At 55.2% G+C, this 17,394-nt stretch carries 21 protein-coding genes, 1 tRNA gene and 1 riboswitch; of the genes, 12 read left to right on the top strand and 10 right to left on the bottom strand.

Annotation, left to right across the window (positions count from 1 at the left end; translation table 11 throughout):
• Nucleotides 1-148: 148 nt before the first annotated feature.
• Together EDC90_RS16335 and EDC90_RS16330 are read right to left on the bottom strand one after the other, a co-directional pair.
• Nucleotides 149-637 carry a hypothetical protein gene (locus EDC90_RS16335; protein WP_132313553.1) on the bottom strand — a complete coding sequence of 163 codons (489 nt, stop codon included), beginning with the start codon at nucleotides 635-637 and terminating at the stop codon, nucleotides 149-151.
• A gap of 157 nt (nucleotides 638-794) precedes the next feature.
• Complete coding sequence (locus EDC90_RS16330) at nucleotides 795-1,007, bottom strand: transcriptional regulator (RefSeq protein ID WP_132313616.1); 213 nt, start codon at nucleotides 1,005-1,007, stop codon at nucleotides 795-797.
• 82 nt (nucleotides 1,008-1,089) lie between these two features.
• Between EDC90_RS16330 and EDC90_RS16325 the strand changes: the two genes are divergently transcribed.
• From EDC90_RS16325 to EDC90_RS16310, 4 genes are all read left to right on the top strand, one after another.
• Nucleotides 1,090-1,881: a LexA family transcriptional regulator gene (locus EDC90_RS16325; protein WP_245511096.1), complete on the top strand. Its 792-nt coding sequence runs from the start codon at nucleotides 1,090-1,092 to the stop codon at nucleotides 1,879-1,881.
• Between the two features lie 80 nt (nucleotides 1,882-1,961).
• Nucleotides 1,962-2,729, top strand: coding sequence for a hypothetical protein (locus EDC90_RS16320; protein WP_132313551.1), 768 nt, complete (start codon nucleotides 1,962-1,964; stop codon nucleotides 2,727-2,729).
• Nucleotides 2,726-2,935, top strand: a complete 210-nt coding sequence (locus EDC90_RS16315) for a hypothetical protein (RefSeq protein ID WP_132313549.1) — start codon at nucleotides 2,726-2,728, stop codon at nucleotides 2,933-2,935. Before EDC90_RS16320 ends, EDC90_RS16315 begins: the two co-directional genes overlap by 4 nt.
• 32 nt (nucleotides 2,936-2,967) lie before the next feature.
• The gene (locus EDC90_RS16310) at nucleotides 2,968-4,011 is read left to right on the top strand and encodes a tyrosine-type recombinase/integrase (RefSeq protein ID WP_245511095.1); all 1,044 of its coding nucleotides are present in this window, start codon (nucleotides 2,968-2,970) and stop codon (nucleotides 4,009-4,011) included.
• 55 nt (nucleotides 4,012-4,066) lie between these two features.
• Here EDC90_RS16310 and EDC90_RS16305 read toward each other — a convergent pair.
• Nucleotides 4,067-4,151 (bottom strand) — tRNA-Leu (locus EDC90_RS16305).
• A gap of 158 nt (nucleotides 4,152-4,309) precedes the next feature.
• Here EDC90_RS16305 and lipB point away from each other — a divergent pair.
• Nucleotides 4,310-5,020 (top strand): lipoyl(octanoyl) transferase LipB, encoded by a 711-nt coding sequence (lipB, locus tag EDC90_RS16300; protein WP_132313545.1) that lies wholly within the window; start codon nucleotides 4,310-4,312, stop codon nucleotides 5,018-5,020.
• A gap of 33 nt (nucleotides 5,021-5,053) precedes the next feature.
• On the opposite strand, the gene EDC90_RS16295 is transcribed toward lipB, so the two are convergent.
• Nucleotides 5,054-5,440: a helix-turn-helix domain-containing protein gene (locus EDC90_RS16295; protein ID WP_132313543.1), complete on the bottom strand. Its 387-nt coding sequence runs from the start codon at nucleotides 5,438-5,440 to the stop codon at nucleotides 5,054-5,056.
• 224 nt (nucleotides 5,441-5,664) lie between these two features.
• On the opposite strand from EDC90_RS16295, the gene EDC90_RS16290 reads away from it, so the two are divergent.
• From EDC90_RS16290 to fghA, 4 genes are read left to right on the top strand one after another with little or no spacing between them, the layout of a single operon-like run.
• The gene (locus EDC90_RS16290) at nucleotides 5,665-6,792 is read left to right on the top strand and encodes an S-(hydroxymethyl)glutathione dehydrogenase/class III alcohol dehydrogenase (protein ID WP_132313541.1); all 1,128 of its coding nucleotides are present in this window, start codon (nucleotides 5,665-5,667) and stop codon (nucleotides 6,790-6,792) included.
• Entirely contained in the window at nucleotides 6,792-7,262 is a 471-nt protein-coding gene (locus EDC90_RS16285; RefSeq protein WP_132313539.1) for a GNAT family N-acetyltransferase, read from the top strand. Before EDC90_RS16290 ends, EDC90_RS16285 begins: the two co-directional genes overlap by 1 nt.
• Nucleotides 7,259-7,720, top strand: coding sequence for a YaiI/YqxD family protein (locus tag EDC90_RS16280; RefSeq protein ID WP_132313537.1), 462 nt, complete (start codon nucleotides 7,259-7,261; stop codon nucleotides 7,718-7,720). Before EDC90_RS16285 ends, EDC90_RS16280 begins: the two co-directional genes overlap by 4 nt.
• A gap of 18 nt (nucleotides 7,721-7,738) precedes the next feature.
• Entirely contained in the window at nucleotides 7,739-8,572 is an 834-nt protein-coding gene (gene fghA / locus EDC90_RS16275; RefSeq protein ID WP_132313535.1) for an S-formylglutathione hydrolase, read from the top strand.
• Nucleotides 8,573-8,673: 101 nt separating this feature from the next.
• On the opposite strand, the gene EDC90_RS16270 is transcribed toward fghA, so the two are convergent.
• From EDC90_RS16270 to crcB, 5 genes are all read right to left on the bottom strand, one after another.
• A complete protein-coding gene (locus tag EDC90_RS16270) occupies nucleotides 8,674-9,441 on the bottom strand; it encodes an ATP12 family chaperone protein (RefSeq protein WP_132313533.1) in 768 nt (255 codons plus the stop codon).
• Nucleotides 9,438-10,103 (bottom strand): HAD-IA family hydrolase, encoded by a 666-nt coding sequence (locus EDC90_RS16265; RefSeq protein WP_132313531.1) that lies wholly within the window; start codon nucleotides 10,101-10,103, stop codon nucleotides 9,438-9,440. The genes EDC90_RS16270 and EDC90_RS16265 overlap by 4 nt, the downstream gene beginning before the upstream one ends.
• A 24-nt stretch (nucleotides 10,104-10,127) precedes the next feature.
• The gene (locus EDC90_RS16260) at nucleotides 10,128-10,835 is read right to left on the bottom strand and encodes an HAD-IA family hydrolase (RefSeq protein WP_132313529.1); all 708 of its coding nucleotides are present in this window, start codon (nucleotides 10,833-10,835) and stop codon (nucleotides 10,128-10,130) included.
• Nucleotides 10,836-10,838: 3 nt separating this feature from the next.
• Nucleotides 10,839-11,828 (bottom strand): RluA family pseudouridine synthase, encoded by a 990-nt coding sequence (locus EDC90_RS16255; protein ID WP_132313527.1) that lies wholly within the window; start codon nucleotides 11,826-11,828, stop codon nucleotides 10,839-10,841.
• Between the two features lie 63 nt (nucleotides 11,829-11,891).
• Nucleotides 11,892-12,281 carry a fluoride efflux transporter CrcB gene (crcB, locus tag EDC90_RS16250; protein ID WP_245511094.1) on the bottom strand — a complete coding sequence of 130 codons (390 nt, stop codon included), beginning with the start codon at nucleotides 12,279-12,281 and terminating at the stop codon, nucleotides 11,892-11,894.
• A gap of 206 nt (nucleotides 12,282-12,487) precedes the next feature.
• Nucleotides 12,488-12,577, top strand: a riboswitch (glycine riboswitch).
• Between the two features lie 164 nt (nucleotides 12,578-12,741).
• Between crcB and gcvT the strand changes: the two genes are divergently transcribed.
• Genes gcvT through gcvP form a run of 3 tightly spaced genes read left to right on the top strand, consistent with a single transcriptional unit; the run spans nucleotide 12,742 to nucleotide 17,130 of the window.
• A complete protein-coding gene (gene gcvT, locus EDC90_RS16245; RefSeq protein ID WP_132313523.1) occupies nucleotides 12,742-13,884 on the top strand; it encodes a glycine cleavage system aminomethyltransferase GcvT in 1,143 nt (380 codons plus the stop codon).
• 16 nt (nucleotides 13,885-13,900) lie between these two features.
• On the top strand, nucleotides 13,901-14,266 hold the full coding sequence (gcvH, locus tag EDC90_RS16240) for a glycine cleavage system protein GcvH (protein WP_132313521.1): 366 nt from the start codon (nucleotides 13,901-13,903) through the stop codon (nucleotides 14,264-14,266).
• Nucleotides 14,266-17,130: an aminomethyl-transferring glycine dehydrogenase gene (gene gcvP, locus EDC90_RS16235; RefSeq protein WP_132313519.1), complete on the top strand. Its 2,865-nt coding sequence runs from the start codon at nucleotides 14,266-14,268 to the stop codon at nucleotides 17,128-17,130. The genes gcvH and gcvP overlap by 1 nt, the downstream gene beginning before the upstream one ends.
• Nucleotides 17,131-17,180: 50 nt before the next feature.
• Here the strand turns inward: gcvP and EDC90_RS21090 are convergent.
• Nucleotides 17,181-17,394: hypothetical protein (locus tag EDC90_RS21090; RefSeq protein ID WP_207903937.1), on the bottom strand; the 214-nt coding region annotated here is incomplete at its 5' end.

The following is a 17,394-nucleotide window of genomic DNA, read 5'->3' as shown; positions in this document are numbered from 1 at the left end:
TCCTTTGAATTTTGTGGATGTGAACAGCAGGCAAACGGGCGGTCGTCATAGTCATTGCCGTGACAGGTCAGGCAAAAGGTAAAGCCGCAGCTGGAAATGATCCGGCAGCGGCTGGAAGCGGTCTGAGGTTTGGTGTCGTTCGGCTTCATCACACCTCGCCCCCATCGTCGCAGTCATGGGCCTTGCACTCGACGGCATGCGCGACCCGCAAAAATTTCGCGAAATGTTCGAGGATGTCGGCAGCTTCACGCGCATCAACATGTCCATCGGCTGCCGCATCCATCATCGATTGCGACAGGGCATGAAAAGCCGCCTGAAACGTACCGATATCGGCAATACCAAGGCCACCCTTGCCCGCCTCTTCAAAGTCATCCCGCTCAAGCCGGTAGCCTTCCAGCCGCGCCATTTCGCCAAGAATGACCGGCGCGCCTGCTTCCATGTCCGCCTCAACAGCAACATCGACTGCCATAACGAGCTGATTTTTCCGGCTGGGATCACAGATCCAGCATTTCGAAAGCTGGCTCTGATTGAGCCGCGTGACATATTGAAAACGTTCCGGCCCACCGCCTTGGACGACGGCACGACGGGATGCTTCACGCAGGCCATCAACGGCCTTTTGAGCAAGCAAACGCTGCATCAAAGCACCTCACTATAGGAATGATTTTGGAGAACGCATTCACTGCGACCGGCTGAATGCGACGCTATATCTGCATTGTAGCCATCGCCGTGGCACGAATGCCGCAGGAGAAAGGAAATATGCGCGCTCTTGCCGGGTGAACTTTTCATTCGGATGATCATTCCGCCTCCAATTCACTGGAGTGATGACCATAAATGTCCGGCCTCAGATCGTGCCTGGAGATACTGACAATGCGTTCGACTTGAAGCACACGGCCAGCTGGGACGCGTTTCCACTGAGAGACAGCCTGAGGCGAAACGTTTCCAATCGCCTTCGCAAGCGCGACGGGACCGCCAGCTGTTTGTTTTGCAAGGGTACAAAAATATTCCATACCCGTTTGTAAGCATATCTTTCTTGACTCTGCAAGCATATCTTTCGATGAAAGCCTAGCTTTCATCGGCCATAATCCAAGCATGATGACCAAGAGAAAAATCGATAAGGCACGCGGCGAACGCATACGCTATGTGCGATCAGAGATACTCAAGATCGGCTCACAAGAGCAGTTCGCGAAACTGCTCAGTCAGCACGGCCCAGCAGTCACGCGTGGCGCGGTCGGCAATTGGGAAACCGGCAAAGAGGTTGGAATTGAAAACCTAAGCCGGATTTGCAAGCTCGCAAAAGTTGACCTTAACTGGCTCGCCTATAACAGAGGCAACCCCGACGCACCTATCATTTCTTCTTTCGATCCCGACAGCCTTGAAGAAGAGCAACCTGAAGTCGGCTACTCACGAGAACACTGGCAGGGCTCGCAAGAGGGAGCCATACCGGAGATCGACGGAAAGCTGGGCGCGGGCCAAGGACAACTGGGCGAAGTCATCAACTTGCCGGTCGGAAACAATGCTATTTCGGGGCATGCTGTAAAAGCCGAGTGGATATTGCCGATAGAATACTTGCGAAATGAGGCCAAAGCCTCCCCTTCCAGAACAATTGTCATGGAGGTCGTAGGCGATTCCATGTCCCCCACCTATCTACCCGGAGACCGAGTTCTAGTGGACCTTTCGCAAGACACTATGACCTCAGACACCGTCTACGCCATTTCGGATGGGGAGACGGAACCACAAATCAAGCGTCTCCAGCGCGTTCCATTCAGCGCACCTGCTGAAGTGATTATTATTTCGGATAACGAAAACCTTCAGGACTTCACGGTTGAACTCGACCGTTTGAAGATCCTAGGACGAATTTGCGGCGTGATTTCAAGGCGCTAACACACGGCCTCAACCCAAGATCACCTCAATAACCGTTTCATCGCGAAAGAGAGAGAGGGTCCAATTCAAGCTGAAAGCAATTGACAGCATTGCTTTCATTTTTTATGCAATTAGATGAAAGCATATCTTTCATTATTGATTGGATTGAGGCACCAGATGACATTGGATCACCTAACAGGTTTCTTTTGTGGAGCATGTCTTGCTGTCACAGCTTATTCCCTGATCGCGGGCGTTGCCACGCTCAGATCGATAAAACGAACGCGCGCCTCCATTTCAAAGCATCAGGCGCGCAAGCAATGACGCAATCACACCTGCCCGCCAAAGAACGGCTGGAGCGGATACGCTCGCTTGTCGTCAGTGCCGCGCCGGTCAAAGAAATTTCGTCGGATACAGCAGGCCTTCACCGCGAAACAGACGGCATGGACCCGGCTGAACCCGAAGTCATGGCATCCGTGCCGCACACATGCCCGACAGCGAACCGGGAATTGCTCTTGAAGCACGCAGACATCCCCGCGCAGCTCATCCGCATGGTGGATGCACTCAAGCAGCTGACGGAGCGCCAGAACGCTGACCTGAATGCATTGCGCCTCAAGCTTGAAGAAAAAGGCGGCAGGCCGGCGAAGGATTACGCGGCTGAATGCGCGATGAAGTGTTCAGAACCGGCATTCAAAGCTTTCATGGAAGCCCGCCATGGCATCGCAAGGCCGCTGACAGACGAACGCGTGACGGACGCTGTGCGCAAGGCACTGATGATCGCCAGCCGCGCAGACTTGAACCAAGACCGCCAAGCCGCCGCCCGCTGGCGCGCGATGGTCAAAGATTTTGAACACTGGAGGCGAAGAGGATGATCGCACACAACAGCCCGCCCCTGCCAGAAAAACAGACGCGTTTACGCTCAAGCGAGGCGGCATTGCGCAAAGCGTTGCGCGCTGCCCGGGAGGAAGGCCTGTCTGTGGAAAGGCTGTGCATAACCGGTGGACAGTATGAAATCCACTTTGCTGGCATTGAGCCGAAAAGCCCCGCGCCAAATGATGAGGGCCTGAAAGAATGGTGAGGGCTAAAATGAAAGTGAACTATCCCGGGCTTGTGCGCGAAGAGCTTCCGTCTGGCAATTTCCGCTGGCGCGTGCGTCCAGAAGGTCGAAGAAACGTCAAGATCAGGATCCATTGCGGCCCGGATGACGACGACTTCCAACGGCAATACCTGATTGCCCGAGCCGGAGACAAACCGCAGCCAATACAAAAGGCGTCCGACTATGCGAAAGCACGCTCCATCGGCTGGCTTGTGCATCTTTATTTTGAGTTTTTGGAAAAACGTGTCGAAGCGGGAACAACCAGCATCAAGACACTAAAAAAGAAGCGCAACCTATTGAAAAGGCTTACAGTCGATCCTGACAAGGTCATGCTTATACCGCAGGAAAAGCTGATCGCCATGCAGGATGATATGAGCGCGACACCAGCGCAGGCTCACGCTTTCATTGAGGCAGTCGCAGTCATGTATGATTGGGCTATCAAGCGTAAATACATAAGCCAGAACCCGGCACGCGGGATCGATAGAACCTACAAAAAAGGAAACGGTGCAACGCCTTGGAAAGCGGCAGATGTCAAAGCCTTTTTCGCGACCCACCCGGCTGGCAGCAAGGCACACATCGCGATGTCAGTTCTACTTTGGACCGGCTGTAGGATCGAAGACCTGACGATGCTTGGACGCAGCCACGAATGCACGATTGAGGGCGTCGAGGCCCTTCGTTGGACACCGAAAAAGAAAGGGTCGAGCGAGGTCGTTATCCCCTTGCTGCCGCCACTCAAGACCGCAACGCGAGAATCAAAGGTTCAGGGCGCAACGTATGTTCTCGGTCGAGGAGGTAGGCCGTTCGCCAGCGGTGACAGCATGTCAGCAATGTTCAAACGCTGGTGCGTCACGGCGGGATTGCCGCACCTGTCTGCGCATGGTGTGCGTAAAGGCCTAGCCGAATTGCTGGCTGAACTCGGATGCTCCCAATATGAAATGATGGCGATTCTCGGTCATTCAGAGGCCAAGACAAGCGAGGTCTATACGCGCCGCGTGCAGCGCTGGAAACTCGCTGTGAATGCGATGGAAAGACTCAATGTGTCCCACGCATGGTTATGACGTGGTACACTTACGACACTAAATTCTTGAAAACATTACACCCGCTTGGTGTAAATGGTGCGGTCGAGAAGACTCGAACTTCCACGGGTTGCCCCACAGCGACCTCAACGCTGCGCGTCTACCAATTCCGCCACGACCGCATCGTGGTAGATGCCAGATTGCTCCGGCGCCGCTGCATGTAGCAAAAGGACTGACAGCACACAAGCGCTCAAAAGCGTTTTTTTTCAATTATTCGATACATTCTCGCAAATGCTCTGCCCGGCTTGCCGAAGCGCCTGAAATCTGTAAGGAGATTCTCATGGAAAGACGCGAACTCGACACCCTCATGCATCCTGAATCCGACTCAGAGCCGCCTGTGCGCTGGCTGGTTTCCGAAGGGCTTACGCCTTATCCGGAAGCAATCGCGTTCATGGAGCAGGAGGTCGAGCGCATCGCGCATGGTGAGGCCGACGAACTTGTCTGGCTGGTGGAGCATCCGCCACTTTATACTGCAGGCACAAGCGCACGCGCTCAGGATCTGCTCGTGCCAAACCGCTTTCCGGTATTTGAGACCGGGCGTGGCGGCGAATACACCTATCACGGGCCCGGACAGCGCGTCGTCTACATCATGCTTGATCTGAAGCGCCGGAAACGTGACGTCCGGGCATTTGTTGCCGCCATTGAAGACAGTATCATACGAACTCTGGATTCAATGAATATACGCGGAGAACGGCGCGAAGACCGCGTGGGCGTATGGGTGCGCCGTCCTGAAAAGCCGCCATTACCCAATGGGGCGGAATCAGAAGACAAGATCGCTGCAATCGGCATACGGCTTCGCCACTGGATCAGCTTTCACGGCCTGTCGATCAATGTCGAACCTGATCTGTCGCACTTCACCGGTATCGTGCCATGCGGAATTTCCGGCTACGGCGTTACCAGTCTCATCGATCTTGGTTTACCGGTAACAATGGAAGACGTCGACATGCGCTACCGTCAGGCCTTCGAACAGGTATTCGGACCGACAGCCTGATCGTTCCGAATCATCTGAGCGGACAGGCATACTCTAGTGGGTTGAACGCGACCGCGCCGAACGGAGCGTAATTCCAACGATAATGCGGCCATCGGTCGTCGAGCGGCGCAGGGTCGAGAAATCAATAAATTCGCGCCTCTGACTGCGATCAGCGGCGATTGAACGTCTGGACGCCTGTGCTGCTCCATCAACATCGCCAGACATCAGCCAGAGCGGGCGGACGCCCATGACAGCGGCCATTCGAACGAGCTGATCGGTCTGAGGCGCAGCGCGGTCGCACTCCCAGTCCCTGACACTGGAAGCAGAGACACCAATCTGCTTTGAAAGCGCAGCCATCGTCAGCCCGGCACTTTCCCGGGCGGCAAGCAGCCGCCCGCCAAGCGTATCATCGGCGTAGTAATGCTCATCGAGCTGCGCCATAAGAGGTCCTCTCCATCCCTTTAAATTCTGCCGGAATTCCCGGTCTTTTAAATTATATTTAGCCAATTCTGCGGCTAAACGCCAGTCATGGCAGATCCCGTAAATGCGCACAGCTCGCTATGTATGCAGTTGCGTGCAGGGAAACACTCTTGCGCAATCTAGCCGCCGCATGTCACAGTTTCTTGTATAAAATCAGATCTTCATTCGGGCAGGAGGAAATGCCAATGGATGTGCGCGCAGCAATCGCCCTTGAAGCGGGAAAACCGCTTGAAATCGCAACGGTTCAGCTGGAAGGGCCGAAAGCAGGTGAAGTCCTCATCGAAGTGAAGGCCACAGGTCTTTGCCACACCGATGACTTCACTCTTTCAGGCGCAGATCCGGAAGGTATTTTCCCGGCAATTCTGGGCCATGAAGGCGCAGGCGTTGTTGTCGATGTCGGCGCCGGGGTCACCTCGGTGAAAAAAGGTGACCATGTTATTCCGCTTTATACGCCTGAATGCCGGGAGTGCCCCTCCTGCCTTTCGCGCAAGACCAATCTATGTACCGCGATCCGCTCCACCCAAGGACAAGGCCTGATGCCCGATGGCACCAGCCGCTTCTCGCTCGATGGCAAGCCGATACACCATTACATGGGCTGCTCCACCTTTGCCAATTACACGGTTCTGCCCGAAATCGCTGTGGCAAAGATCAATCCGGATGCGCCCTTCGACAAGGCTTGCTACATTGGTTGCGGTGTTACGACCGGTGTCGGCGCTGTCGTCAACACGGCTCAGGTCGAAGTCGGATCGACAGCCATTGTGTTTGGCCTCGGCGGTATCGGGCTGAATGTTATTCAGGGGCTGCGGCTTGCCGGCGCTGACATGATCGTGGGCGTTGATCTCAACAACGAGAAAAAGGAATGGGGGGAACGCTTTGGCATGACTCACTTCGTCAACCCGAAAGAAGTCGGCGAAGAGATTGTCCCCTACCTGATCAACATGACCAAACGTGGTGCCGACACCATCGGCGGCGCCGATTACACGTTCGACTGCACCGGCAACACCAATGTCATGCGTCAGGCTCTCGAAAGCGCTCATCGCGGCTGGGGTAAATCCGTGGTTATCGGTGTCGCTGGCGCTGGTCAGGAAATCTCCACCCGCCCCTTCCAGCTTGTGACGGGAAGGTCATGGATGGGGACGGCTTTTGGCGGCGCCAGAGGACGGACCGATGTTCCCAAAATCGTCGACTGGTACATGGATGGTAAAATCGAAATTGATCCGATGATCACCCATCTTCTGAAGCTTGAGGACATCAACAAAGGCTTCGATATGATGCACAAGGGCGAGAGCATTCGTTCGGTGGTCGTTTACTGATGAGCGCGTATACTGTCGAGCTGTCCCGCATGGAGGCGCTCACACCTGCCGAACTGTATGACGTGCTGAAACTGCGCGTTGATGTTTTCGTGGTGGAGCAGAACTGCCCCTACCCCGAACTCGACGGCAAGGACAGCGAAGCGCTCCATCTGCGGCTTCTCGACGGTGATAACCTGATCGCATATGCGCGGCTGTTTGCCCCGGAAAAAGGGAATTCAGCCGCGCGGATCGGTCGCGTCATCGTTGCGCCTTTAAGGCGGGGCGAACATCTCGGTCCTGTTCTGATGGATGAGGCGATCACCGCATGCGAGAGGCTCTACGGCGATATCCCAATCGAAATTTCGGCGCAGAGCCATCTTCAGCGCTTTTACGGACGCGCAGGCTTTGTCACGACATCGGAAGAATATCTCGAAGACGGGATACCGCATGTGGATATGTTACGCTCCCCGGCAGGCAGTATCGCGTCATGATCTACGTGGATGCAGATGCCTGCCCGGTAAAAGCTGAAGTCATCAAGGTGGCAGAGCGTCACAACATTCCGGTTACCTTTGTTGCAAACTCAGGGCTGCGCCCCTCGCGCGACCCTATGGTCCGCAATGTCATTGTCTCCGATGGTTTTGATGCCGCCGATGACTGGATTGCAGAACGGGCCTCATCCGGAGATATTGTCGTCACCGCCGATGTCCCTCTGGCACAGCGTTGCGTCGCGGAAAACGCACTGGTAACCGGTCCGAACGGTCGAATCTTTGATGCGACCAACATCGGGACCGCGCGTGCCATGCGTGATCTCGGACAGCACCTGCGCGAGACCGGCGAAAGCAAGGGCTATAACGCTGCGTTTTCGGCACGGGACCGGTCGTCATTCCTGCAAACGATGGAGCGGTTTTGCCGTCAGGCAAAGTCCATCAATCAACATAAAGCTGACTGATTTTCCAAGGAGCCAGCCATGAATATCCTGTCTGAAAATACCGCCTTTGGCGGGATGCAGGCCGTTTTCTCTCACGACTCGACCGCCTGTGGCTGTGAAATGACCTTTGCTGTGTTCGTTCCACCGCAGGCAACAAAAGAGCCCTGCCCGGTTGTCTGGTACCTTTCAGGCCTGACCTGCACGCATGCTAACGTCATGGAAAAGGGTGAATATCGCCGTCTGGCCGCAGAGCTCGGCCTGATCATCGTCTGCCCGGACACAAGTCCCCGTGGCAAGGATATTCCCGATGAGCTTACAAACTGGCAGCTCGGGCAAGGCGCTGGTTTTTATATCGACGCGACAGAAGCCCCCTGGTCTGCAAATTTCCGGATGTACACGTACATAACCGAAGAGCTTCCGGCTCTGGTGGCGGAAAATTTCCGCGCAGACATGAGCCGTCAGGCGATTTTCGGCCATTCTATGGGCGGCCACGGCGCAATGACGATTGCGCTGAAGAATCCGGAGCGCTTCAAAAGCTGCTCGGCCTTCGCGCCCATCGTTTCGCCAATGACCTCAGACTGGTCAATCGGGGCGCTTGAACAGTATCTCGGCAAGGATCAGAGCCAGTGGCGGCAGTATGATGCCTGCGCACTGGTGGAAGATGGCGCGCGTTTCCCCGAATTCCTGATCGATCAGGGCAAGGCCGATGGTTTCCTCGAAAACGGTCTCAAGCCGTGGATGTTCGAAGATGCCGTCAAAGGAACCGACATCGCGCTGACGCTCCGCATGCATGAGCGCTACGATCATTCATACTACTTCATTTCAACGTTTATGGATGACCACCTGCGCTGGCATGCAACGCGTCTGGGATAACCAGCGCCTGCCGATCAGTACGATGAAAAAAGCCCGCAGCGTTTGTTCGCTGCGGGCCTTTGCAACTGATATCCTTGGCCAAAACGGGCCGCGAAACAGCGCTACTCCTGAACGGCTTTCGCCAGATCATGCGCCGCCTTCAGGTCTTCATAGTGTTTTGCACGACGCTTATCAGCTTCCTCATCGCGCCCCCAGTGCTCAATCGTCCAGTCTTCTTCAAGGTTGGCCAATTGCCACGCCTCGTCCAGATCAATACGACCTCTGACAAGCGCCAGCGCCAGCAACGCCGAACCGGTAACCGTCGTGATCACATGCAGGCTTCCAAGCGCGAAGAGATCGCGATGCTGCCCCATTTCGCGCCGTATGGCCAAAATACTTTCCTCGGGCTGGCCAGCGTGAACGATGCCTTCCACAAGCACAAAACGGGCACCAAGTTCTTCACCAGCCCAGTCCAGAATCGGATCCCATTTCTCATGCTGGCGATCGACCAACTCGCGCGGGCTTTCAGCACGATAGAAAAGCATGTCGTTGCCGCTATAGGCGATGATCTCTTCAAACACGGCTTCATGGTTCAAGGTCACGCCATCGATAACCGTATTGGCAAGTCGGGTTATCGGCATTCTGGCCGGATCAATAACCTCTTTCTGTTGCTCCCATTCGTCGCGCACCAGGCTGGCAGCACTGTCAGTGGGCAAAAGAAGGACATTGCGGCCCGGCGTTTTAACCGGACGGCCATCCAGCAATACAGCACGACCGCCTTCACGTGGCTCAACACTCGCCAGCTTGTAGAACCGCTTTGGCAATTCTGCCCGCATCAGTTCCTGAGCCCGTAGAACCGGGTTGGCTTTATTGTCAGTTTCGGAAGTCATACTGCCCCCTCTAAAACAAATTTCAGAATGTCAGACGGCGTTTCTGCAATCGAAGATGCGCCTGTCCGCAACAGTTCAGCCGGCGCTCCATAGCCCCATGACACACCGAGCGAAGGCGCGCCTGCAGATTTTGCCATTTCGATATCGAAAACAGTATCACCGATCACAATCGCCTCAGATGGCTCCATTCCGGTTTCAGCGCAGCATTCCAGAACCATCGCCGGATTGGGCTTGGAAGGGCAGTCGTCCGCAGTCCGTGTTGTTATGAAGTTGCGGCTGAAACCATGCGTTTTCAGCATGTGATCCAAACCACGCCGGGATTTTCCTGTCACCGCTCCGACCAGGATATCGTCATGCAGAAATAATTGCTCCAGCATTGGCCGAATGCCATCAAACAGCTTTTCCTGCATGGCCGGATCAGAGCGGACCTGAACGAACAGCGACCGATAATAGCCCATCATGTCACTGCATTCGGCATCAACGGCTTCACGCCCTAGTAAGCGTGCGATGGCAACGTCGAGCGTCAGGCCGACCGTTGCGCGCGTTTCATCGACAGAAGGCTCGGAATAACCGAAAGAACGGAACGTCCGGGTCATCGTCTCCTGAATGATCGCAATGCTGTCGATGAGTGTGCCGTCGCAATCAAAGAGTACAAGTTTCATCCTGTCTGTCCCTGCCATGCAGCGTCATCCAATTGTATCAATACAATCGACAACTTTTGAAAGATCGCGTTCACCGAGCAGAAGTGCCGGAATTTCATCCGGATGCGAAGCAATTGCGCCTGCACCTGCTTTCTTCAGATCCGAAACCGATCCATATCCCCAGCTGACACCAATGGAACCAGCACCGGCAGCAACAGCCATCGCCATATCGAAAGCTGCATCGCCAATCACCACAGCATTTTCCGGGTGTATATTTTGATCGGCGCAGCATTCAAGCACCATTGCCGGATTGGGCTTGGAAGGGCAATCATCGGCAGTGCGCGAAACGCTGAAATGCGGTTTCAGACCATGCATTGAAAGCACATGCTCAAGTCCGCGGCGTGAATTTCCGGTCACCGCTCCAATGACGATATCATCTTGCTGCGAGAGCGCGCCAATGAGCGTATCGATGCCTTCAAAGAGCTGTTCCATCATCGAAGGATCTGCATGAACTTCAGCAAACAAAGACTTGAAATATTTTCGTATTTCAACAATCTCCGAATTCCGGACTGCGCGCCCCAAAAGTTCTGCCATGGCGACATCCAGAGAGAGCCCTATGGTTGCTTTCACAGCATCATAACCGGGCTCGGGATAACCGAACGCGACGAAGGCACGCCGCATTGTTTCGTGAATCCGGCGCGCACTGTCGACAAGCGTGCCGTCGCAATCGAAAAGAACGAGTTTTGTTGTCACGTATCAATCCTTCGCAAGATCTTCACGATCTGCGTCAAAACCAAGCAGGTTCCAGCTTTGAACCATATGCGGCGGCAGTGGTGCAGTGACCTTCAGCCGCCCGCCATCGGGATGCGGAATATCGATGTGGCGCGCGTGCAGATGCAGTCTCTTCTGCATGCCGCCCGGAAACTCCCAGTTCGGGTCATCAATAAAGTATTTCGGATCCCCGATGATCGGGTGCCCGATATGCAGCGCATGAACACGCAGTTGGTGGGTTCGTCCGGTATAAGGCTCCATCTCCAGCCAGGTCAGCCGGTTCGCAACCGTATCTACGACACGATAGTACGACACAGCATGATCGGAATCCGGCTCACCGTGTCTGGCAACCCGCATGCGGTCACCATCCGGCGTCTGCTCTTTCACAAGCCAGGTTGAAATCTTATCCTCATTCTTGCGCGGCATGCCTTTCACAAGCGACCAATAGGTTTTCTTTGTGGTGCGATGGCGAAAGGCCTCCGTCAGCTTCTGTGCCGCGCCGCGCGAGCGAGCGATGACCAGAACGCCGGATGTGTCACGATCCAGACGATGAACAAGCCTGGGCTTCTCGCCCTTCTGGTTTGTCCACGCTTCCAGCATCTTATCGATGTGCCTCACGACACCCGAACCGCCCTGCACTGCCATTCCAGCCGGCTTGTTAAGCACAAACACACGCTTGTCTTCATAGATCAGCATCCGCGACAGAAGCTCGGCATCGGGAGAGTGCTTGAGTGCTTTGCCCGCAATCGGGCCAGACTTTTTATGATCGGCCTGCATGGGCGGAATGCGCACCGTCTGACCGGGCTGAACGCGGGTATCGGATTTAACCCGGCCACCATCGACCCGTACCTGCCCCGAGCGCAACAGCTTTTGCAGTGCGCCGAAGCCCAGCCCCGGATAATGCACCTTGAACCAGCGATCGAGGCGCATATCCGCTTCGTCCTGATCTACCTCGATATGTTCGATACCTGCCATTGCTCTTAAACCCTTGCTCTTAAGGGCTGGCTTCTAGCGCAAGATGCGCAGAATTGAAATGGTTTAAAAAACCATCCGGCCAATCGCGAGCCCAGCGAAAACAGCGGCAAACGCGATGATCAGCGATCCAAGCACATAAAGCAGAGCGGGCACGACATCACCGCGCTCCAGCATGTTCATCGTATCAAGTGAAAACGATGAGAATGTCGTAAAACCACCAAGGAACCCGGTCACGATGAACACCCGCATATCTGCAGACTGGTTCATCGCTCTGGCGACTGCCTCAACAAGAAGACCGATCATCAGCGAACCAGCTACATTGACGATCAACGTACCCCACGGAAAATTAGGTCCCCATAAACGCTCTGCAAACAAGCCGACGAAGTAACGCCCAACAGTTCCAAGCGCGCCACCGGCGGCGGCGAGAAGCGCATGCGTAAATATCTGAGACACCCGGAAATTCCTTTTATGCAGAGATTGAAAACCTGCGACGATCTTTTCAAAGCCGGGGCCAACGAGCAAGCCCCTGTGTTTTTCATGTCTGATAAAACCATCTCGGCGACGTTCCAGGCTATCGCGCGGCATTCACGATGAAATATCAAATGGAATTCGTGAGAAGCCCTCTTGCAATGTCACCGGGTTCGCGGATAATCACAGCCAAAAGCGTGCCGGGAGAAGTCGTCACTCAGGACGAGGCCGAAGGAGCAACTGCCCCGGAAACTCTCAGGCAAAAGGACCAGCACGCAATCGATAACTCTGGAGACAAGGCTTTCCTTGGAACTTCAAGGCGGGCTGGCCGAAGGGATAATAATCTCAGGCGCACAGGACAGAGGGGGCTCATTCGCGCGGTAAATCAACAGATTTGCCCAACCTTTTGAGCCGGCGTTATGATACGCAATCCGGAGGCATTTTGTTGGACGACAATACTTCCCTGAAACACACACCGCTCCACGCTCTTCATCAGACGTTCGGCGCACGCATGGTGCCGTTTGCCGGCTATGATATGCCGGTTCAGTACCCGCTTGGCGTCATGAAAGAACACCTGCATACACGTGAAAAAGCTGGACTTTTCGACGTTTCCCACATGGGGCAGATCTACCTCAAGCCGATCTCAGGCAATCTCGCAGATGCCGCGCTGGCTCTTGAGAAGCTGGTTCCGGTTGACATTGCAGGCCTGAAAGCCGGACGTCAGCGATATGCCTTTTTCACCGACGAAAACGGCGGCATACTGGATGACCTGATGGTTGCAAACCGCGGCGATCATCTTCTGGTGATCGTAAATGCTGCCTGCAAGGATGCCGACCTTTTACATCTCAAGACGAATGTTTCAGACCTTTGTGTGGTTGAGGAGCACTTCGATGACAAGGCGCTGCTTGCGCTTCAGGGACCAAAGGCGGAAGCCGTTTTGATGTCACTGTGCAAAGCCGTTACGGACATGAAATTCATGGATGTCCGCGCCTGCGAAATTGAGGGAACGACCTGCATCATCTCCCGATCCGGCTATACTGGCGAGGACGGGTTTGAAATTTCCGTACCAGCTGAAAAGGCAGAAGATCTGGCACGACGACTGCTGGCGCATGAAGACTGCGAGCCGATTGGCCTTGGTGCGCGCGATTCGCTGCGACTGGAAGCCGGACTTTGCCTTCACGGCAACGATATCGATGAAACAACGACGCCGGTTGAAGCGGCGCTGGTCTGGGGCATGCAGAAAGCCCGCCGCCCCGGTGGCGATCGCGCCGGTGGCTTTCCGGGAAGCGAGACAATTTTCCGGCAGCTCTCAGATGGCGTATCGCGCCTTCGCGTCGGGCTGAAAGCTGAAGGCCGTGCACCGATCCGCCCACCAGCGCGGTTATTCGCAGACGAAACCGGCACGACTGAAATCGGCTATGTGACCTCTGGCTCATTCGGCCCCTCTGCCGGCACGCCGGTCGCAATGGGCTATGTTGCCACAGACTGTGCTGAAGCCGGAAAGACGATTTTTGCGGAAGTACGCGGCAAATACCTGCCCGTTACCATCGCTGAAATGCCTTTTATTAAACCCACCTACAAACGCTGAGCGGGACGCCTTTACAATGACCATTAAATTTACTGAAGAACATGAGTGGCTGAAGATCGAAGATGGTGTTGCAACCGTTGGCATCACGGCCCACGCAGCTGAACAGCTTGGCGACCTCGTTTTTGTGGAACTGCCGGAGGTTGGCGCCAAATTCGACAAGAACGACGATGCGGCAACCGTGGAATCCGTCAAAGCAGCCTCTGACGTTTTCTGCCCGCTGGCGGGCGAAATTACCGAGGTCAACGAAGCCATTGCCGACAAGCCGGAGCTCGTCAACGAGCAGCCGATGGGCGACGGATGGTTTTTTAAACTGAAGCTCGATAATCCGGCCGATGCAGACCCGCTGATGGATGAAGCGGCCTACAAGGAGTTCATCGCCTGATGACAACGCCTGCAGAATTCCAGTTTACTGATTATCAGCCGTATGACTTCGCCAACCGGCGTCATATCGGCCCATCACCGGCGGAAATGTCGGAGATGCTGAAAACGATTGGCTACGAAAGCCTCGATGCGCTGATTGATGACACTGTTCCCGCTGCAATCCGGCAGGATGCCCCGCTTGAATGGGGACCGGCAATGACCGAGCGAGAAGCGCTCGACAAGCTGCGCGAAACGGCAAACAAGAACAAACCACTGACCTCAATGATCGGTCAGGGCTATTACGGCACCATTACCCCGCCGGTAATCCAGCGCAATATTCTGGAGAACCCGGCCTGGTATACGGCTTATACGCCTTACCAGCCGGAAATCAGTCAGGGACGCCTTGAGGCCCTTTTGAACTTCCAGACAATGATCGCTGACCTCACGGGGCTTGATGTCGCCAACGCTTCGCTTCTCGACGAGGCAACAGCGGCGGCAGAAGCGATGGCAATGGCAAACCGCGTTGCCAAATCGAAAGCCACGGCCTTCTTTGTCGACGAGAACTGTCATCCGCAAACGATTGCTCTTCTCAAAACCCGTGCTGAGCCGCTTGGATGGGAGATCGTAGTTGGCAATCCGCTGACTGACCTTATCGCCGAAAATGTTTTCGGCGCGATCTTTCAGTATCCAGGGACTTTCGGCCATATTCACGATTTCACATCGACCATCACTGCATTGCATGACGCAAAAGCGATTGCGGTGATGGCGGCTGACCCGCTGGCGCTGACGCTTCTGAAATCGCCGGGCGAGATGGACGCCGATATCGCCATCGGCTCATCGCAGCGCTTTGGCGTACCGCTTGGTTATGGTGGCCCGCACGCGGCCTACATGGCGGTCAAGGACGCCTACAAGCGTTCCATGCCGGGTCGTCTTGTGGGGGTCTCGGTCGACAGCCGTGGAAATCGCGCCTACCGGCTTGCCCTGCAGACCCGCGAACAGCACATCCGCCGCGAAAAGGCGACGTCCAACATCTGCACGGCCCAGGTGCTTCTTGCTGTTATGGCGTCCATGTATGGCGTGTTCCACGGGCCGGACGGGCTGAAGGCGATTGCGCAGCAGGTTCACCGCAAAGGCGTTCTTCTGGCTAGGGGTCTGGAAGCGCTCGGCTTTAAGATCGAGCCCGAAAACTTCTTCGACACGATCACCGTCGAAGTCGGGGCCTTTCAGGGACTGATCATGCGCAATGCGGTAGAAAACGGCATTAACCTGCGCAAGGTCGGCGACACCAAAATCGGAATTTCCGTCAACGAACGCACACGTCCCGCCCATGTCGAAGCCGTATGGGATGCTTTCGGCGGTAGTTTTTCAATTTCGGAATTCGATTCGGATTACAGACTTCCACAAAGTCTATTGCGAACAAGCGCTTACATGACGCACCCGATCTTTCACATGAACCGCGCCGAAAGCGAAATGACGCGCTACATGCGCCGGCTTTCGGACCGGGATCTGGCACTTGACCGGGCGATGATCCCGCTTGGATCATGCACCATGAAGCTGAATGCCACAGTGGAAATGCTGCCGATCACCTGGCCGGAGTTTGCAGATATTCATCCCTTCGCACCGGAAAATCAGACAGCTGGATACCGCGAAATGATTTCCGACCTGACGGAAAAGCTCTGCGCCATCACCGGCTATGATGCATTTTCCATGCAGCCGAATTCCGGCGCTCAGGGGGAATATGCAGGACTGCTGACCATTCGCAGGTATCACCGCGCCAATGGCGAGAGCCATCGCAACATCTGCCTTATTCCCATGTCAGCCCATGGCACGAACCCCGCCTCGGCGCAAATGGCAGGCATGAAAGTTGTGCCGGTCAAGGCACGCGAAAACGGTGATATCGATATCGATGATTTTCGCGATAAAGCCAGCCAGCATGCGGAAAATCTTGCTGCCTGTATGATCACCTATCCGTCTACCCATGGCGTGTTTGAAGAGACCGTGAAAACGGTTTGTGACATTACCCATGAGCACGGTGGTCAGGTTTATCTCGACGGCGCGAATATGAATGCCATGGTCGGACTTTCGCGCCCCGGCGACATCGGATCTGATGTCAGTCATCTGAACCTGCACAAAACCTTCTGCATTCCTCATGGCGGCGGCGGTCCGGGCATGGGACCGATCGGCGTCAGGGCGCATCTGGCCCCGCACCTGCCCGGCAATCCTGCAAACAATGTGGATGGCGGCGCGGTTTCAGCAGCGCCTTTCGGGTCGCCTTCAATACTGCCAATCTCGTGGAGTTACTGCCTGATGATGGGCGGAGAAGGACTGACGCAGGCAACACGCGTTGCGATCCTGAACGCCAACTATATCGCAGCCCGGCTGAAAGGAGCCTATGATGTGCTCTACAAGTCGGAAAAGGGCCGTGTTGCTCATGAGTGCATCATTGATACGCGCCCAATGAAAGACAGCGCAGATGTCAGTGTCGACGACATCGCAAAACGGCTGATCGATTGTGGCTTTCATGCTCCGACAATGAGCTTTCCCGTTCCCGGAACTCTGATGATCGAGCCAACGGAATCGGAAACCAAAGCCGAGCTGGACCGCTTCTGCGATGCACTTCTTGCCATTCGTGATGAAATCCGGGCGATTGAAGATGGCACGGCTGACCGCGCCGACAACCCGCTCAAGAATGCACCCCACACGGTAGAAGACCTCGTCGGTGAGTGGAACCACGCCTATTCCCGTGAAGAGGCATGTTTTCCGCCCGGCGCCTTCCGCGTCGACAAATACTGGCCGCCGGTGAACCGGGTGGACAATGTCTATGGGGACCGCAACCTCGTCTGCGCCTGCCCGCCGATGAGCGATTACGCCGAGGCAGCCGAATAGCGGCTTAGGAACAAGTATATGCAGCAACGATGCCACCCCATGGCTTTCATTCATGGGTGGCATCGCGCTTTTAAAGCTCTCTGCGTGGAAACCAACAGTTCCTCAGCTACAGCATCGGCCCGAAAATCGGAATCGATTTTCGGGCCGATGCTTATATTCAATAGGTTAGAGTATCCGTCTTTATCAAGCAGGATTTTGCGCCCATTTTCTGTCGTCGCGGATGAGTGCGTTTGCGATTTCGATAAGCTTTCGCATGATTGCTGT

This window comes from Martelella mediterranea, from assembly GCF_004342225.1.
Taxonomy (GTDB): domain Bacteria; phylum Pseudomonadota; class Alphaproteobacteria; order Rhizobiales; family Rhizobiaceae; genus Martelella; species Martelella mediterranea_B.
Note: the sequence above shows the minus strand (reverse complement) of the source record. Positions and strands in the feature narration are given on the sequence as shown.

Coding starts and splice junctions, on each gene's coding strand:
- EDC90_RS16335 (WP_132313553.1), bottom strand. CDS start 637: ATGCAGCGTTTGCTTGCTCAAAAGGCCGTTGATGGCCTGCGTGAAGCA.
- EDC90_RS16330 (WP_132313616.1), bottom strand. CDS start 1,007: ATGGAATATTTTTGTACCCTTGCAAAACAAACAGCTGGCGGTCCCGTC.
- EDC90_RS16325 (WP_245511096.1), top strand. CDS start 1,090: ATGATGACCAAGAGAAAAATCGATAAGGCACGCGGCGAACGCATACGC.
- EDC90_RS16315 (WP_132313549.1), top strand. CDS start 2,726: ATGATCGCACACAACAGCCCGCCCCTGCCAGAAAAACAGACGCGTTTA.
- lipB (WP_132313545.1), top strand. CDS start 4,310: ATGGAAAGACGCGAACTCGACACCCTCATGCATCCTGAATCCGACTCA.
- EDC90_RS16295 (WP_132313543.1), bottom strand. CDS start 5,440: ATGGCGCAGCTCGATGAGCATTACTACGCCGATGATACGCTTGGCGGG.
- EDC90_RS16290 (WP_132313541.1), top strand. CDS start 5,665: ATGGATGTGCGCGCAGCAATCGCCCTTGAAGCGGGAAAACCGCTTGAA.
- EDC90_RS16285 (WP_132313539.1), top strand. CDS start 6,792: ATGAGCGCGTATACTGTCGAGCTGTCCCGCATGGAGGCGCTCACACCT.
- EDC90_RS16280 (WP_132313537.1), top strand. CDS start 7,259: ATGATCTACGTGGATGCAGATGCCTGCCCGGTAAAAGCTGAAGTCATC.
- fghA (WP_132313535.1), top strand. CDS start 7,739: ATGAATATCCTGTCTGAAAATACCGCCTTTGGCGGGATGCAGGCCGTT.
- EDC90_RS16270 (WP_132313533.1), bottom strand. CDS start 9,441: ATGACTTCCGAAACTGACAATAAAGCCAACCCGGTTCTACGGGCTCAG.
- EDC90_RS16265 (WP_132313531.1), bottom strand. CDS start 10,103: ATGAAACTTGTACTCTTTGATTGCGACGGCACACTCATCGACAGCATT.
- EDC90_RS16255 (WP_132313527.1), bottom strand. CDS start 11,828: ATGGCAGGTATCGAACATATCGAGGTAGATCAGGACGAAGCGGATATG.
- gcvH (WP_132313521.1), top strand. CDS start 13,901: ATGACCATTAAATTTACTGAAGAACATGAGTGGCTGAAGATCGAAGAT.
- gcvP (WP_132313519.1), top strand. CDS start 14,266: ATGACAACGCCTGCAGAATTCCAGTTTACTGATTATCAGCCGTATGAC.